Genomic DNA, 16228 nt, shown 5'->3' with positions numbered 1-16228 from the left:
AATGTTTCGACTAGTAACTGATACCTGACGACACTCTGTAATCGGGGAGCCGACTCCGCTACCCTCGGGCCAGCCGACGACACGATGGGGTACCGTTCGGCCCTTCCACCCAGTCCATACCAAAAGAACGGCGCCGTATGTCACGAGTGGTCACCAAGGAGCAGTACTTCCACACCGGACTGGAAGTCCTGGCCGAACTCGGCTTCAAAAACCTCAATATCGGTGTGCTGTGCCGGCGCCTCGGTGTCACCAGCGGCTCGTTCTATCACCACTTCGGCAGCTGGCAGGGATTCGTCGACGCTCTGCTCGAACACTGGGAAAACCGCCAGGTCCTCATCCTGCGCACGCTCAACTTCAACCAGGGTCACCCCGATGAGGACGTGCGCGCCATGTCCGATCTGGCACTCGGTCTGCATCACGCCGCCGAAGCCGCCATCCGCGCATGGGCGGCCAACGACGAATCGGTGAACCTGGCGGTCAAACGGGTCGACGAATCCCGCAGACGCACCGTGCACAAGGCGATCAAGGGTGTAGTGGGCGACGACGACACCGCCGCCGTGGTCACCGAACTGGGCATGGCGATGCTGATCGGGTACCAGCAGACCGCGACCGGTGAGCAGCCGATCGGGCTGGACCGGCTGCTCACCGAGTACGCGCGCCTCATCTACACCCACACCCGGCGAGTGGCCGCCAACTCCTAGAGTGGGGCCATGGCGGGTGCGCTCGTCGTCGACCGGAAGCGGTGGCTGGGTCACCGCTGGTGTCGCCACGGCTTCTCCGGCGGCGAAGCGTACCTGGACGACTTGCTCCTGCTCGGTGTCCAGGACGGGCGGCCCGACGGTGCACTGCGGTCACTGAGAGCTAGGTCGGCACCCGCAACCATCGGCCCGGACGGACCACTGGTGACGATGTGGTCGATGCGCGGTGCACCGCACGTGCATCGACTCGACCGACTCGACTTCGTCAGCGCGGCCAATACGCCACTACCCTCCGACACCGGTGGCGCGGACGAGGTCTCCGCGGTCGATGCCGTCGCCGCAGCCTTACGCGCGGTGGTCACCCGCCCGATCGCCAAGTCCGAAGCCAGCACTCGTGTTACCGAACGCGTGCCGTCGGAGTTGGTGACGTGGTGCGAACGCTGCCGGGCACGGCATGTCCCGGACGGATTGTTCCGGACCGCGGGCTGTCGAGCCCAGATCCTGGTGGGCCCGGACGAACGGCGCGGCACCCTATTGTCGCCCGCGCCCGCGCACGCACGCGAACGTCCGCGACAGCCGCGCGCGACCCTGCTGGACACCTTCTTCCGTGTGAACGGTCCGACCACGCGAGCCTTGTTCGCCGAGTGGCTCGGTGTGCAGCCGGTCGATATCGACACCGTGTGGAAGGCAGCCGATCTCGTGCCGGTCACCGTCGACGGCCGCCGCTACAGCCTGCCCGCCGCCAGCACCGACGACCTGCTCGCGGCACCTCCGGCGATGGGCACCGTCCTTGTGCCAGCGCATGATCCGTATTTACGCCACACCGATCGGGTTCTGCTCGTGCCCGATACCGCCCATCGCAGACTGGTATGGCGGCCGGTGTCTCCCGGTGCGGTGCTCGATGCCGGTGAGGTGGTGGGCATCTGGCGCTATCGGCGCGATGAGAACCTGGTCACGGTGACCGGTTTCGGCGCGCCCACCGCTACTTTTCGCCTGCGGGTCGGGCGTGCCGCCCAGGTGTTGGCCGACATGGCGGGTGTGCCTGGGGTCGACGTTGCCTTCGCCGACCCTCGTGAGGATACGGCGTAGGAACCCTTTCGGTGGCCCAGCACACGATCGCATTGGTAACCACGGTCAGACACCCATCTGCTCGGTCTGCCGCTGCCGCGCGTTGACGATCTGTTGCATGCGTCGGGTTCACCCGTCGACACGGCCGGGGTTGCGGTCGATCGGTTTCGAGATGCGCTGCCGGCTGTCATTGCGCAGCTCCCGGGCAATCGCCTTGGCGGCGCGTCGGGCCTGTTTGGAAGGGGTCGTGATCGAAGCCGGTCGCGACCACCACCTCGGGAGCGTCGACGACGCCGGTGGAGGTGGTCAGCCGCCAACGATCGTCGGCGCGGTCGAGCCGTTCAACCGTGCAGCCCAGACGGAGCTCTATGCCGTCTTCGTTGGCGTGTCGTTCGAGGTGGTCGATCACCTGATTCCGGGTGGGAAAGGTGGGTGTTCCCGGTGAGTAGGGCCGGTTCGGCAGATGCGAGAACTGCTTGCCGGTGTTCAGCCGCAGTCGGTCGTAGCGGTTGCGCCACGACGAGCCGACCTGGTCGGCCCGGTCGACGACCAGGGGCTCGACGCCACGATCGGCGAGAGCCACGGCCGCCGACACACCGGAGGTGCGTGCGCCGATGATGGCGACCTGGTACGAGCTCATGACCACGCTCCTTCGTTCACGCGGTTTCGGCGACGATGACGCTGATCGGCCCGGCCAGCGGCTGTCGATCGAGGTAGCGCCAGCCGGTGGCGTGGAGCCAGTCGGTGGCTTCCTCGGCGCTGTAGACGTCCCCGCCATTGGCGTGGATCGCGGACGGACATGATCGGGACCAGAGCGCCGTGCGCTTACGCCGCAGTTCTGGTCGAACATCAACCCAGAAGACTGTTCCGACTCGACGCTGTCGACCGAGCAGCGGACGAAGCTGCACCGGATGCACGACACCGGCGACTACTCGTTCACCGACCTCGCCGAGCTGTTCGGCATCTCCCGGCTTACCGTCTACCGCACCGTCAACCGAGAAGACGCGAAGGAGAAGGTGTGGTGACTGAGGAACCGGTGCCGCCGCAACCGGATCCGGACAACCCCACGCATATCCTGGCCCGCGACCGTCTCTCCGAACGCACCGCGAAGCGGCGGCGGGGCGACGACAATGGACCGATCAGCCGCCCGAGGAGGCACCGATGAGTCTCAGCGCAGACGACGTACGCGGGATCGCATTCAGCAGGCCGCCATTCGGCGCGCGCGGCTATCGAGAGGACGAGGTCGATGCCTTCCTCGACCGGGTCGAAGCCACCTTGCGCGGCGCCGACCGGCTCACCGCGTCCGAAGTCCGCGACATCGCGTTCCGTCGACCTCGATTCGGTCAGCGTGGGTACGACGAACACGAGGTCGATGCCTTCCTGGATTTGGTCGAGAAGACCCTCGCCGGATAATGGTGCGCTCAGCGGCGAATTACTCGTTCGCCGTCTCCTGAGCGGTGCCGAGCCATTCGTCTACCCGAGTTCGACATATCCGCCCCAGACGATCGCGTCGCGATGCGATGTCGGTGGTTGGGAGGCCCCGCCCAGCGCGAGCCTATCCGTGTTCTTCACCGACACCGAAGCGTTCCACCAGCCTGGCATAGCTGTCATGGGCATGACCTGCGTCGAGTGCCTTGGCGACGAGATTTCTGGTGTAGGTGGGCAGTTCGACGTCGATGCCACGGGCTCGGCTTTCGGCGATCAGGTCGTCGATGGAGGGCAGGTGATGTTCGAGTGCGCCGTACTGGGTAGCGAACTCCGCGCGATCGATCTCCTCGGCAAGCATCGGAAACAGCGACGGCAGTGCCGCCAAGGAGGGCTCCGCCTGCCGGCTGAAGTCTCCGATCGAGATCCCGGCATTGCCGAGGAGTGCCGCGGCGTGCAGGTAGCCGTTCAGCAGGCCCCACATGATGTCGTGGACGGCCATCCCGTACAGCACGGACGCGCCCGGGTCCGAGGAGACGTGCGTGGCACGCCCACCGAGGACCCGCAGCAGGGCTTCGTGTCGGTGGAACACTTCGCGGAGGCCGCCGTAGAACACCACTGCGTCCGGCGAGCCGATCGCCGGGGCGATGGTCATGATCTGGCCGTGCAGATAGTTTGCGCCGCGCTCGATCGCCGATTGCCCTGTGGCCCTGGACTGTTCGGATGATCCGTCGGTCAGATCGATGACGGTTCGTCCCGGCAACACCGACCCTGCCGCGCGCAGCAGCTCCGCCGCCACTGCGCCGCCCTTGACGTTGATGATCACAACCTCGGCCGCACCTATGGCCGCCTCTGGCGTTGCGGCCCGCCGCGCACCCTTGGCCACGAGCGGGTCGGCCTTGTTCTGCGAGCGGTTCCACACGGTGACCGGATAGCCGGCATCGACAAGGGTGGCGGCAAGCGCCGACCCCATCTCGCCCAGCCCCAGTACCGCGACTGCCACTTGTTCTGCGTTCTCATGCACATTCACGGAACCGACCATAGAAGCTCAACTATTCTTCAGGTCAAGTCGACCGGCGAGGTGGAGTGTTGCCCTGGGCGGACGGATCATCCCGCAACGCTTGCGCACTGGCGTCTTCCAAGAGCATTGGCAGCCAAGGGTTTTCCACTACCATGGCGACAACCATCAGGTCGCCCGATCGCCGTGCGCACAACCGCAGGCCGCATCCGATCCTTGGTGATCAGGCCGCCGAAGACGCGCTGAGCCGTATCGATTACGACTTCGACCGGTTGTCTGATCCGCTTCATCCCACCACTGCGCCGCTTGGCCCGGATCGCCCGCTGGAGCTTCTGACCCGGTCCGCGCCGGATCAGTCCTCGGAGGACAGCGGTGCGGAGCAGGTGGACGGGTCAGGTGGTGCGGATCGGCATCGAGACGAGGCCGTGCAGGGCCAGCCCGTCGCGGGGGACCGGGTCGGCGGCGAGGGTGAGGTCGGGGAATCGGCGTAGGAGTGCGGGGAACGCGACCTGGGCTTCGAGTCGGGCCAGGGGTGCGCCGAGGCAGTAGTGGATGCCGCCACCGAAGGACAGGGGTGGTTCGCCGTCGCGGTCGAGTTGGAGCCGGTCGGGGTCGGGGAAGACGTCCGGGTCGTGGTTGGCGGCGCCGAGCAGCATGATGACCCGTTGGCCTGCGGACAGGCCGAGCCCGCCGACCTCCATGGCTTCAGGTGCGGTGCGGGAGGTGAGCAGCTGCACAGGGGAGTTGTAGCGCAGCAGCTCTTCGACCGCGGAGGTGGCGAGTTCGGGTTGTTCGCGCAACTGTTTCGCTTGCTCGGGGTGCTCGAGCAAGGCGACGAGCCCGTTGGCGAGCAGGCCGGTGGTGGTCTCGAATCCGGCGGCGAACAGCAGGGCGGCCATAGTGATCAGTTCGTCGTCGGGCAGACCGTCCTCGGGTGTGGCGAGGGCGGACAGCAGATCGTCGGCAGGGTCGCTGCGTCGTCGTGCGATGAGGTCCGCCAGGTAGTCGGTGATGGTGTCGGCGGCCGCGTCGGCGGCGGTGACGGTGGATTCGTCGAGCCGGTCCAGGACCGCGGTCCAGTCCCGCACCAGCGGTTGGAACCGCATGCGGTCCGACTCGGGGATGCCGAGTAGTTCGCCGATCACGGTCACAGGCAGCGGGAACGCGAATTCGTCGATGAAGTCGATGTCGCCGTCCGATCCGGCGGTGTCCATTCGGTCGAGCAGTTGAGTGACGAGCCGTTCGATCGCCGGTCGCAACCCGGCGACGCGGCGGGTGGTGAACGCACCCGACACCAGCCGCCGCAGCCGGGTGTGCTCAGGTGGGTTGGCCACCAGCATGCTGCCGAAGATCAGCCGCAGCCCTTGCCGGTCCCGCCAGTCCGGGAACCCGTTGGCGACCAGTGACGTCTGCGGCTTCTTGACCAGCCGATGGTCGCGTGCCAATGCCGACACCAACCGATACCCGGTCACCACGATCGTCCCGTCCGGGGCGCCTACCGCGGGCCCGCAGGCACGCAACTGCTCATACAGCAGATAAGGGTCGACCCGCCCGGCCGGTTCGGCGAGCCTCAGCAGTGCCCGACCCACGATGTGCGTGGTGTCCACGCTCATGATCGCCCCTGATTGGTCATGTCCCACGTCCTCTCCGACGACAGTACCGGCTCGATCCGAGCCGGAACCGGAGCGCGAACTGCCCACCCGGATTCGATTGTGCTTTCCTCCAACCGGCGACCGGTGTTGCGGTGGGAATGCTCGGATTCACCGCGAAAATGTTCCGCACCGTCCACGAGAACCCATAGCGTCGCCACGAATTTCGAAGAAGAAAGCCGGCGCGATCACCGCGAATTCTGCTGATCATGGTGGATCGCCCGGTGTGCGTGAGAGGGCATGACATGGGTTGGGGAATACGACGCGCCGCACTGGCCGCGGCGGTGGCCGCGGGATCGGCGGTGCTCGTCGCGGGAGGCTCGGTGGGCGGCGTGCACGCGGATCCTGGGGCACCGGTCAGCGAGCAGCAGCTGGTCGACCAGATCAACGCCGGCCGCCAGGTCGCGACGCATCCGGGTCGCGCGACCGCGGTGACGGCGACCGGCAGCGCGGGTGCGGCGGGTAGCCGGTCGACGGTGGCGGCGGGGGAGGGCCCGGAGGTGACGGCGGCGCTGGCGGCATTCGGTTACGGACTGTTGCATCCGAATGCGGCGCCACCGGGCGCCAATGACTGGAATTGCCGTCCCACACCGCAGCATCCGCGTCCGGTGGTGTTGATGCACGGTTCCTGGATGAATGCCTACGACAATTTCGCGTATCTGTCTCCGCGGATAAAGCGCGCCGGTTTCTGTGTGTTCGCGATGAACTACGGGCAGGCAGGTGTGTTGGAGGGTGGTGGTCTCGGTCCACTGCTGCCGGGGCGCAATGCGGTGGGGCCGATGGCGGAATCATCGCGTCAGCTCGCGGATTTCGTCGACGTCGTGCTGGCGGCGACCGGCGCCGACTCCGTCGACATCGTCGCCCATTCCCAGGGCGGCGCGGTGTCGGACCAGTACCTGAAGTTCGATGGTGGCGCCGGCAAGGTCACCAAGCTGGTCACCCTCGGTGCCACCCACCACGGCACCAGCCTGTTGGGGATCGCCGCGCTCGGACGCGCCATCAACAACCTCGGGCTCGACATCCTCGGGTTCAACCAGCTGTTCGTCGGCCCGGCCAATATCGAGCAGGTCTTCGGTTCGCCGTTCCTCACGCGGCTCAACGCCGAGGGTGACACGATCCCCGGGGTCGACTACACCGTGATCGGCACCCGCTGGGACGAGATCGTCAACCCGTACGACTGGACCTTCCTACAGCCCGGCCCCGGTGCCACCGTCACCAACCTGACCCTGCAGGAAGGCTGCGAACAAGACCTGTCGGACCACCTGACGATGATGTACTCCCCACGCGCGACATCGATGGTGCTGCGCGCCCTCGATCCGGGCGCCCATCCGAGCCTGGTGTGCACCTTCAACCCGTGGCTGCTCGGTGGCGGCGGCAGCCTCTAGGGCCGGTCGCTCGCAGGCGCGTCGGACGAGGCTGTGGTGCGGACCGTATACGGCGGCCGCAGCCTCTCATCGCCTGGGGCCGAGCCGGTTTCCGTGGTCCAGTGGTAGCTGAGAGCCGCCGCCCGGCTCCAATGCCGGTATTCTCGGTCCCGATCGGCGGCGGTCAGCGCGGGGAGCCACCGGGCGGCGGTGTGGCGGTTGCGGCGCAGCCCTTCCATATCCGGCCACAACCCGACCGCGAGCCCCGCGGCGTAGGCGGCGCCGAGGGACACCGTTTCGGCGAACAGTGGGCGTTCCACCGGGACGCCGAGGGCGTCGCTGATCTGTTGCATCAACAGATTGTTCGAGGTCATTCCGCCGTCCACGCGCAGTTCCCGCAAGCTCTGCCCGGTGTCGGCGTTCATCGCCTCGACCACTTCGCGAGTCTGCCATGCGGTGGCTTCCAGCACCGCCCGCGCCAGGTGGCCGCGGGTGATGTATGAGGTGAGTCCGGCGATGACGCCACGTGCTTCGGCATGCCAACGTGGCGCGAACAGGCCCGAGAACGCGGGCACCACATAGCATCCGCCGTTGTCGGTGACGGTGGCGGCGAGGGTTTCGATTTCGGGCGCGGATTCGATGAGCCCCAGCCGGTCACGCAGCCATTGCACGAGGGAACCGGTGGAGGCGATCGATCCTTCGAGCGCATAGTGGGCGGGTTCGTCGCCGATGCGGAATGCGACGGTGGTCAGCAAGCCGTGCCCGGACCGCACGGGCGCGGTTCCGGTGTTCGACAGCAGGAAACTTCCGGTGCCGTAGGTGCATTTGGCTTCGCCGGCGGCGAAACAGGTTTGACCGAACAGTGCCGCCTGCTGATCACCGAGCGCGGCTGCGATCGGGATACCGGCGGGCTCGATCGCGGTGTACCCGTAGATTTCGGCGTTGGATCGGATCTCGGGCAGCATCGCGCGCGGTATTTCGAAGAACTCGAGGAGCCGTTCGTCCCAGTCGAGGGTGTGCAGGTTCATCAGCAGGGTGCGCCCGGCGTTGGTGACGTCGGTGACGTGCACTCCGCCGTTGGCGCCGCCGGTGAGATTCCAGATGAGCCAGCTGTCCATGGTGCCGAACAGGACCTCGCCGCGTTCGGCGCGCGCACGCAGACGTTCGTCGCTGTCGAGCAACCATCGGATGCGCGGTGCGGCGAAGTAGTTCAGCACTGGCAGACCGCACCGGACCTGCACCTCGTCCGCGTCCGGCCGCTGCGCCAGGCGTGCCACCAAGTCCTCGGTCCTGGTGTCCTGCCACACGATGGCGTTGCGCACGGGCCGCCCGGTGTGTCGATCCCACAGCACAGTCGTCTCGCGCTGGTTGGCGATCCCGAGGCCGACGACCTGCCGTGCCTGGATTCCGGCGGCGGTGATGACCCGCCCGATCAGCCCTTCGACATTACGGCGCACCTCGGCGGCGTCGTGTTCGACGTGCCCGGCCGCTGGATACAGCTGACGATGCTCGCGCTGGGCCACCGAGACCAGCTGGCCCGCGGCGTCGTAGACGATGGCGCGGCTCGACGTCGTGCCCTGATCGATGGCCAGCACATACCGGTTCGTCGACCGCCCTGCCGCGCTCATCGCCGCACCCGTGTGCGGTCGGCAGCGAGATCGGCTGATATCGATGACGCTGCCGAGCGCACCAGTTCGACGATCGGCGTCCGCACGGCCGCACCAGCGATGATCCGGTCCACCGCGCCAACGACGCCGATGGCGCCAACGACCCGTCCCCCCGGGTCGCGGACCGGTGCCGCGACCGAGGCCCGCTCGGCGCTGAATTCGCCGATATCGGTGGCGAACCCGCGTGCTCGCACCTGCGCTGCTTCCGCCTGTAGTGCCCGTGATGCGGTGGTGGTGCGGCGGGTGTAGGCGAGCAGGTCGGTTCCCGCGGCGCGTTCACCGAGGCCGGGGGTGTGTGCCAGCACAACCTTGCCCAGCGCGGTCGCATGTAATGGCAACACCACACCCACGCGCAGCCGTTGCGGGGAGCGGTCGGGCCGGAAGACGTGATGCACGATCTGTACGCCGTCGTCGTGTACCGCTCCCATCCGCACCGATTCCCCCGAACGGGCAGCCAGGGTGTCGGCCCAGTTCATCGCATACGAGCGCAGCACATTGGTGTCCATCCGGGCCACCGAGAGGCCGGCGGCAACCATACCCATCCGGTACTTGCCCGTGTGCGCGTCCTGCTCCACATAACCCACCCCCTGCAAGGTGCGCAGTAGACCGTGCGCGGTGGCCTTGGGCAGGCTCAACGCCCCCGCGAGCTCGCTGACCCCGATGCCGAAGGGCGCTTGCGACACCAGCCGCATGATCGCGGCGGCGCGTTCGATCGACTGGATGGGCCCTGGCATCCACCCACCGTACCCGCGAAATCGTTCGACATTGTCGAACGCGCACCGTTGTGGGTGGCGGGCCGGGTTTCTAGGTTCGGCAGTGGCAGCTCGCCCGAGGGACCGGCGAGCCGGACAACGGAGACCAGATGACCGACCTCATCGGCGCCCTCGACCAGGGCACGACAAGCACGCGCTTCATGGTCTTCGACCACGCGGGCACCGTCATCGCCCGCCACCAGCTCGAACACGAGCAGATACTGCCGCGCCCGGGATGGGTGGAACACAATCCGGTCGAGATCTGGGAACGCAGCTGCGCGGTCATCCAGACCGCACTGGGCCGCCACGGCCTGCGCGCGAGCGACCTGGCCGCCGTCGGCGTCACCAATCAGCGCGAAACCACCGTCGTCTGGGACCGCCACACCGGACGCCCCCACCACAACGCCATCGTCTGGCAGGACACCCGCACCGACCACATCGCCGCCGAACTCGACTCCACCGCAGGCGAACTCGTACGCCACCGCACCGGACTACCCCCGGCCACCTACTTCGCCGGCGGCAAGATCGCCTGGCTGCTGGACAACCAGCCCGGACTGCGCGCCGCCGCCGAACGCGGCGACGCCCTGTTCGGCACCATCGACACCTGGCTGCTGTGGAACCTCACCGGCGGCACCCGCGGCGGTCTGCACCTCACCGACGTCACCAACGCCAGCCGCACCATGCTCATGGACCTCGACACCCTCGACTGGGACGAGGAACTGCTCGCCCTGCTCGACATCCCGCGCGCCATGCTGCCCGCGATCGCCGCCTCCTCCCACCCCACCCGATATGGCCACACCAGCGCCGACGGCCCCTTTGCCGCCGCGGTACCCATCACCGCGGCGGTGGGCGATCAGCAGGCCGCCATGATCGGCCAGGTCTGCCTGGACCGCGGCCAAGCCAAGAACACCTACGGAACCGGCAACTTCCTGCTCCTCAACACCGGCACCACCCCGGTGCGTTCGGCCAACGGCCTGCTCACCACCGTCTGCTATCAGCTCGGCGACCAACCCCCTGCCTACGCCCTCGAAGGGTCGATCGCGGTCACCGGGTCGGCGGTGCAATGGTTGCGCGACCAACTCGGCATCATCTCCGGCGCCGCCCACAGCGAATCCCTCGCCGCCCAAGTCGCCGACAACGGCGGCGTCTATTTCGTGCCCGCCTTCTCCGGGCTGTTCGCACCGCACTGGCGTTCGGATGCCCGCGGCGCCATCGTCGGGCTCACCCGCTACGCCACCAACGCGCATATCGCCCGCGCCACCCTCGAAGCGATCTGCTACCAAACCCGCGACGTCGCCGACGCCATGTCGCAGGACTCCGGTGTCGGACTGCAGGTGCTGCGCGTGGACGGCGGCGTCACCGCCAACAACCTGTGCATGCAGATCCAAGCCGACATCCTCGGCGTGCCCGTCAGCCGACCCGTCGTCACCGAAACCACCGCCCTCGGCGCCGCTTACGCCGCGGGCCTGGCCACCGGCTATTGGCGCGACACCGACGAACTGCGCAGGCATTGGCGCGAAGACATCCGCTGGGAACCCACCTGGACCGAACGCCAACGCACCGACGGCTACACCGGTTGGACCAAAGCCGTCGGCCGCACCCTCGACTGGGCCACCCCCTGACCACACCCTCGACACAAGGACATTCCATGACCGGCCGTTCGCTCACCACACCGCTGCCGCTGAGCCCCACCACCCGCGAGCACGCCCTCCACACCATGGCCACCACCGAACTCGACGTCCTGGTCATCGGCGCGGGCGTGGTCGGCGCCGGCGCCGCACTCGACGCCGTCACCCGCGGTCTGCGTGTCGGCCTGGTCGAAGCCCGCGACTACGCTTCGGGCACCTCGAGCCGCTCCTCCAAGCTCGTCCACGGCGGGCTGCGCTACCTCAAACAACTCGACTTCGGGCTCGTCTTCGAAGCGCTGCGGGAACGCTCGCTCATCCTCGACACCCTCGCCCCACACCTGGCGACACCCGTCGAATTCGTCTACCCACTGGAACGTCCGCTGCTCGACCGTGCGTGGGCGGGCGCGGGGATCGGCGTCTACGACGTGCTCGGCGCTGGCCGCGGTGTGCCCGCCCATCACCGCCACCTCGGCCGCCGCGGCACCCTGGCCCGATTCCCCGGCGCAAAACGCGGGCGCGTGCGCGGCGGGGTGAGCTTCTACGAAGGCCAGCTCGACGACGCACGGCACACCATGATGCTGGCCCGCACCGCCGCCACCCACGGCGCACTGTGCGCATCGAGTACTCGGGTGGTGGATTTCCTGCGTGAGGGCGACCGCATCGTCGGCGCTGTCGTCGAAGATCTCGAAACCGGACGGCATCTCGACATCCGCGCCAAGCGCATCATCAACGCCGCCGGGCCGTGGACCGATGAGATCCAGGCCATGCTCGACGCCACCCCGCAGTTCCGGATCCGCACCTCCAAGGGTGTCCATATCGTCGTCCCGCGCGACCGCATCGACGCCACGACCGGTCTGATCACCGAAACCGACAAGAGCCTGCTGTTCGTCATCCCCTGCCCGTGGAGCCAAGCGCACTGGATCATCGGCACCACCGACACCCCCTGGGACCACGATCTGGCTCATCCGGCCGCCACCCGCGCCGATATCGACTACATCCTGACCCAGGTGAACCGGCTGCTCGAGCATCCGATCGGCCACGACGACATCGTCGGCGTCTACGCCGGGCTGCGTCCGCTGCTGGCAGGCAACTCCGACCAGACCAGCACCCTCTCGCGTGAACACGCCGTCGTCACACCGGTTCCCGGGCTGGTCCTGGTCGCAGGCGGCAAATACACCACCTACCGGGTGATGGCCGCCGACGCCGTCGACGCAGCCGTCGCCGACCTGCCCGGCCGGGTCGGGCCCTCCCGCACCGACCGAGTGCCACTGGTGGGGGCGCACGGCTATTCCGAACTGTCGCTGTCGCGTTCACGCCTGGCCGAAGAGCTGCGCCTGCCCGCGACCACGATCGAGCACCTGCTCGGCCGATACGGCAGCGCCCTCACCGAACTGCGCGAACTCATCACCGCCGACCCGCGACTAGCGCAGCCACTGGACGGCACGCCCTATCTGCGCGCGGAAATCGTCTACGCCGTCACCCACGAGGGTGCACTGCATCTGGACGACATCCTCACCCGCCGCACCCGCCTGTCCATCGAAACCACCGACCGAGGAACCGCCGTGGCCGCCGAGGTGGCCGCACTGGTCGCACCGCACCTCGGCTGGGATGCCGGTGACATCGCCCGCGAAATCGAGCTCTACACCGCCCGTGTCGCCGCCGAACGCGACGCCCACCGCTACCTCGACGACGCGACCGCCGACTCCGTACGCCGCACCGTCGCCGATTCACGCACCGGACGCGCGGTCGAGGAATCGTTCGCCTGACCGCGATCCCTCGCGCCGGTTGTGCCGGGCCAGTCCGGCACAACAGCGTATGCGGCACAGGACTCATTGCCGCCCAACAGGACTCGGTGATAGCGTGCCGGATGTTCCGGAGGGGGAGACCCGCCACCGGGCGAGCGCGGGCTGCGCTCACGCATTCGTTCAGCGCACGCGGTGAGCAGCCCGTATGGTAGATCTGCGGCCGAACGACAATGCGGGGGTAGATATGGCGCATATCAACGTGGACCTCGGCGGCTCCTGCACGCCGCGGTAGCGAAAGAGCAACAGCGCCATGCCGGTCCATGCCGATATCGATGATCTGCTGCGCGCTGCCGCCGCAGCGGTCTCGGCGGACCGGCCCGGCGCGGAGCGGATCGGCACGGCCTTCCGCGTCACCCCCGACTATGCGGTCACCGCAGCCCATGTCGCGCACGCTGCGGGTGGTCGGGTGCGGTTGGTGTTCGGTGAGGACAGTGCCTGCACCGCCGACGTCGTCGTCGCGTCCCCGCCGCCTGCGCAGGGTTCACGGTGGGGGTTCGACGATTTGGCGGTGCTGCGCATCGACCAGCCGAGCCGAGTGGGGGCACCGTGCGTGCTGATGGCCGAACCCGTGCTCACCGCCAAGGACGAACTACTCGTCTGCGCACTGAACCCCACCTACGTCGACCGGGTGACGGAGATCTACCACGGGTACCGGGTGCGCGATATGCATCAACGGTTCTTCACCATCGACGGCGACCGCTCCGTCATCCAGGGGATGTCGGGTGCGCCGGTGTGGTCGGTACCCCACGGCGGCGTCGTCGGTTTCGTCAAGGCCAGTGAGAACCTCGACTCCGCCCAAGGCGGAGCGATCGCCTACCTGCTCGACGGTCTGCGCGTGGGTGCGCGGACGCTGTACGACGAGATCGTCACCGCGCATGACGCCTACCATCACGCCGATCACACCTGGGTCGATCGCCTTGTCGGTGCCGAAGCACCCGTGCGGCGGTGGCTGGTCGAACTGCAAGGGCTGCTGGCCGAGATCGCGACCGCAGCCGAGCGGCGGGTACCGGTCGGGCTGGTCGATGAACTGTTCCGCGACTCGTTCCTGCCCGATATGGGCGATCTGCTCACGCTGCGCGACCTGGCCGAATACCTCGGCACCGAAAGTCAGAACCCGACCTTCGACCTGGCCAGATTCTGTGCGCTGGCACCGAAACATCTGCCCGTCGACCCCGCCGTCGCGCAAGGGCTACGCGAGCTGCCGAAGAAGATGCTGCTGCCGCGCGACTATCCGCAATTCGAGCGACGTTTCCTGTCCACGCAACAGGACAGCACCGAAGTCACCGTGCTGTTCGGCATCATCGTGCCCGAAGAAGGGCCACGTCTGGACGAGCGCGCCCCGATACCGCACCGATACGAACTGGCACGCAAATCCGGTGACCAGGAGATCATCACCCTCGAGCCCGCAGGCCGCTGCGCCAGCTACGACCACGCCAAACGAGAACTGAAATACGCGCTCGACGTCGCGTTGAGCACTATCGAGAAACCACGCGACGCCGTCGAAATCGTTGTCGCGCTGCCCGATGATCGACTCGGCGAGGACCCACTGTTCGAGTGGCGACGTACCGACGAACGCCCCTTCAGCAAGTTCCGGATGCGGCTGCGACGCAGCAGCACCTGGGAGAAGAGCAGCGAACAGATCGCCGAACTCGACGCACGCTGGAACCGGCTGCGCAGCCAAGGCGCCGACAGCCTGGTCTGGTTGGGGTGCGCCGATCCACGCGCCCGAGCCCTTCCCACCCTGCAAGGGTTGTTCGCCGACGCCGACCCACCCGACGGTGTCGCGGTCACCGAACCACCGACCGCCGAGGTGCTGACCGCGTCGGCGTCCAACGCGCTGCCGATCACCCTGTGGCGCACCGAGGGTTGCCCCACCCACCCCGGCGAGGCGCCGGAGTGCGACGGCAGCGTGTTCCGCACCGCACTTGCTGCACGTTTGGCGCCTCATCCGCCGACCGATTGGTACTCTGCGATCTGGCACGAGCAGCGCGAACACGAACATTCCGAGGAGCGGGATCTGTTCTGGCGCAAGATCATCTGCGTTCTCGACGTTCCCGGACAGAGCAGACGACGCCCGCCTCCGCTCGCCGGGCCGGGGGCCATGAGACGGGAGTGGCTATGACAACGCCGAGATGGCATGTGTTCCGCGGCTCGGGTGAGCCGCGCCCGGATGCGTGGGATGCGGTGCCTGCACCGATGATCGCCCGCACCTTCACGGGGTTTCCGACGCTGGGGCCGCCGCACCCACAGCCCGACCAACCGGCCCAGATGGACCGCAAACTGGGCCGCGACGGCATCGGCGCCCACCAGCTGCGTACCGAGGACCTCGACGTCATCAATGCCGCCCTGCTGTGCAGGCGGCCGCTGCTTGTGACCGGCGCGCCCGGGCTCGGCAAATCGTCGCTGGCCTATCTGATCGCCCGCGAACTGGGATTGGGTCCGGTGCTGCACTGGCCGATCACCAGCCGCAGTGGGCTCAACGACGGCCTCTACCACTACGACGCGCTGCGCCGTTTCGAAGAGGCACAGCTGCGTGAGACCGCCGGATCCGAGGGCGGGTCTGCGGATCTGGCCGACTACATCACCCTCGGACCCCTTGGGACCGCGCTGCTGCCCTACCGCAGGCCGCGGGTGCTGCTGATCGACGAAATCGACAAGGCCGATATCGATCTGCCCAACGACCTGCTGCACGTATTCGAAAACGGCGAATACCAGATCGATGAGCTGCGCCGCATTCGCGCGCACCGGCCGCGGGTCGACGTGTTCACCCATGAGGGCCGCGAACGGGTCGAGGTCCGCGACGGTTTCGTCCAATGCAACGCTTTCCCGGTGGTCATCATGACCAGCAACGGCGAACGGGAATTCCCACCGGCGTTTCTGCGGCGCTGTCTGCAACTGCAGCTGGACAAACCCGAACGCCCGCAGCTGGAACGAGTGGTCGCCGCCCACCTGGGGACCGGCGTCGCCGAGGAGTACGGCGACATCATCGACAACTATCTGCGCCGCCGCAACGAACTGGGCGCCCTGCCCACCGACCGGCTGCTCATCGCCCTGCACGTGCTGACCCAAGCCACCCTCGTCGACGGCGCCGACCGGGTGGACCGCCAGCGACTGGCGGAGCGGCTCATGCAGCCCACCGACACCGGAGGCTGAT

At 67.7% G+C, this 16228-nt stretch carries 14 protein-coding genes and 1 pseudogene; 9 read left to right on the top strand and 6 right to left on the bottom strand.

Annotated elements, in window-relative coordinates:
- The first annotated feature begins 137 nt into the window (after window positions 1-137).
- Complete coding sequence (locus GV792_RS01915; RefSeq protein ID WP_163821834.1) at window positions 138-701, top strand: TetR/AcrR family transcriptional regulator; 564 nt, start codon at window positions 138-140, stop codon at window positions 699-701.
- Window positions 702-710: 9 nt separating this feature from the next.
- Window positions 711-1787, top strand: a complete 1077-nt coding sequence (locus tag GV792_RS01910) for a DNA glycosylase AlkZ-like family protein (protein WP_163821833.1) — start codon at window positions 711-713, stop codon at window positions 1785-1787.
- Window positions 1788-2004: 217 nt separating this feature from the next.
- Here the strand turns inward: GV792_RS01910 and GV792_RS01905 are convergent.
- A pseudogene (locus GV792_RS01905) lies at window positions 2005-2406 on the bottom strand (NAD(P)-binding domain-containing protein); the annotation flags it as partial.
- Window positions 2407-2422: 16 nt separating this feature from the next.
- On the bottom strand, window positions 2423-2674 hold the full coding sequence (locus GV792_RS01900; RefSeq protein WP_163821831.1) for a hypothetical protein: 252 nt from the start codon (window positions 2672-2674) through the stop codon (window positions 2423-2425).
- Window positions 2675-2677: 3 nt separating this feature from the next.
- Between GV792_RS01900 and GV792_RS01895 the strand changes: the two genes are divergently transcribed.
- Both GV792_RS01895 and GV792_RS30010 read left to right on the top strand, forming a co-directional pair.
- Window positions 2678-2791, top strand: coding sequence for a helix-turn-helix domain-containing protein (locus tag GV792_RS01895; protein ID WP_163821830.1), 114 nt, complete (start codon window positions 2678-2680; stop codon window positions 2789-2791).
- 136 nt (window positions 2792-2927) lie between these two features.
- Window positions 2928-3179, top strand: a complete 252-nt coding sequence (locus GV792_RS30010; RefSeq protein WP_163821829.1) for a DivIVA domain-containing protein — start codon at window positions 2928-2930, stop codon at window positions 3177-3179.
- A gap of 142 nt (window positions 3180-3321) precedes the next feature.
- Here GV792_RS30010 and GV792_RS01885 read toward each other — a convergent pair whose 3' ends face one another.
- On the bottom strand, window positions 3322-4221 hold the full coding sequence (locus tag GV792_RS01885) for an NAD(P)-dependent oxidoreductase (RefSeq protein ID WP_163821828.1): 900 nt from the start codon (window positions 4219-4221) through the stop codon (window positions 3322-3324).
- 380 nt (window positions 4222-4601) lie between these two features.
- Window positions 4602-5822, bottom strand: a complete 1221-nt coding sequence (locus GV792_RS01880; protein ID WP_163821827.1) for a cytochrome P450 — start codon at window positions 5820-5822, stop codon at window positions 4602-4604.
- Between the two features lie 281 nt (window positions 5823-6103).
- Here GV792_RS01880 and GV792_RS01875 point away from each other — a divergent pair, with 281 nt between their 5' ends.
- The gene (locus GV792_RS01875) at window positions 6104-7243 is read left to right on the top strand and encodes an esterase/lipase family protein (RefSeq protein WP_163821826.1); all 1140 of its coding nucleotides are present in this window, start codon (window positions 6104-6106) and stop codon (window positions 7241-7243) included.
- On the opposite strand, the gene glpK (GV792_RS01870) is transcribed toward GV792_RS01875, so the two are convergent.
- The gene (gene glpK, locus GV792_RS01870; protein ID WP_163821825.1) at window positions 7240-8850 is read right to left on the bottom strand and encodes a glycerol kinase GlpK; all 1611 of its coding nucleotides are present in this window, start codon (window positions 8848-8850) and stop codon (window positions 7240-7242) included. The two genes, GV792_RS01875 and glpK (GV792_RS01870), sit on opposite strands and share 4 nt — an antisense overlap.
- Window positions 8847-9623 carry an IclR family transcriptional regulator gene (locus GV792_RS01865; RefSeq protein ID WP_163821824.1) on the bottom strand — a complete coding sequence of 259 codons (777 nt, stop codon included), beginning with the start codon at window positions 9621-9623 and terminating at the stop codon, window positions 8847-8849. The genes glpK (GV792_RS01870) and GV792_RS01865 overlap by 4 nt, the downstream gene beginning before the upstream one ends.
- 128 nt (window positions 9624-9751) lie before the next feature.
- Between GV792_RS01865 and glpK (GV792_RS01860) the strand changes: the two genes are divergently transcribed.
- The 4 genes from glpK (GV792_RS01860) to GV792_RS01845 all read left to right on the top strand — a co-directional run bounded on the left by glpK (GV792_RS01860) (window position 9752) and on the right by GV792_RS01845 (window position 16227).
- Window positions 9752-11263, top strand: coding sequence for a glycerol kinase GlpK (gene glpK, locus GV792_RS01860; RefSeq protein ID WP_163821823.1), 1512 nt, complete (start codon window positions 9752-9754; stop codon window positions 11261-11263).
- A gap of 26 nt (window positions 11264-11289) precedes the next feature.
- Window positions 11290-13035, top strand: coding sequence for a glycerol-3-phosphate dehydrogenase/oxidase (locus tag GV792_RS01855; RefSeq protein ID WP_163821822.1), 1746 nt, complete (start codon window positions 11290-11292; stop codon window positions 13033-13035).
- A 289-nt stretch (window positions 13036-13324) separates the two neighbouring features.
- Window positions 13325-15196, top strand: a complete 1872-nt coding sequence (locus GV792_RS01850; protein ID WP_163821821.1) for a VMAP-C domain-containing protein — start codon at window positions 13325-13327, stop codon at window positions 15194-15196.
- The gene (locus tag GV792_RS01845) at window positions 15193-16227 is read left to right on the top strand and encodes an AAA family ATPase (protein ID WP_163821820.1); all 1035 of its coding nucleotides are present in this window, start codon (window positions 15193-15195) and stop codon (window positions 16225-16227) included. The genes GV792_RS01850 and GV792_RS01845 overlap by 4 nt, the downstream gene beginning before the upstream one ends.
- Window position 16228: the final 1 nt, after the last annotated feature.

It is taken from the genome of Nocardia cyriacigeorgica (assembly GCF_010868145.1).
Classification (GTDB): domain Bacteria; phylum Actinomycetota; class Actinomycetes; order Mycobacteriales; family Mycobacteriaceae; genus Nocardia; species Nocardia cyriacigeorgica_D.
This window is presented reverse-complemented; position numbering and strand designations above follow the sequence as displayed.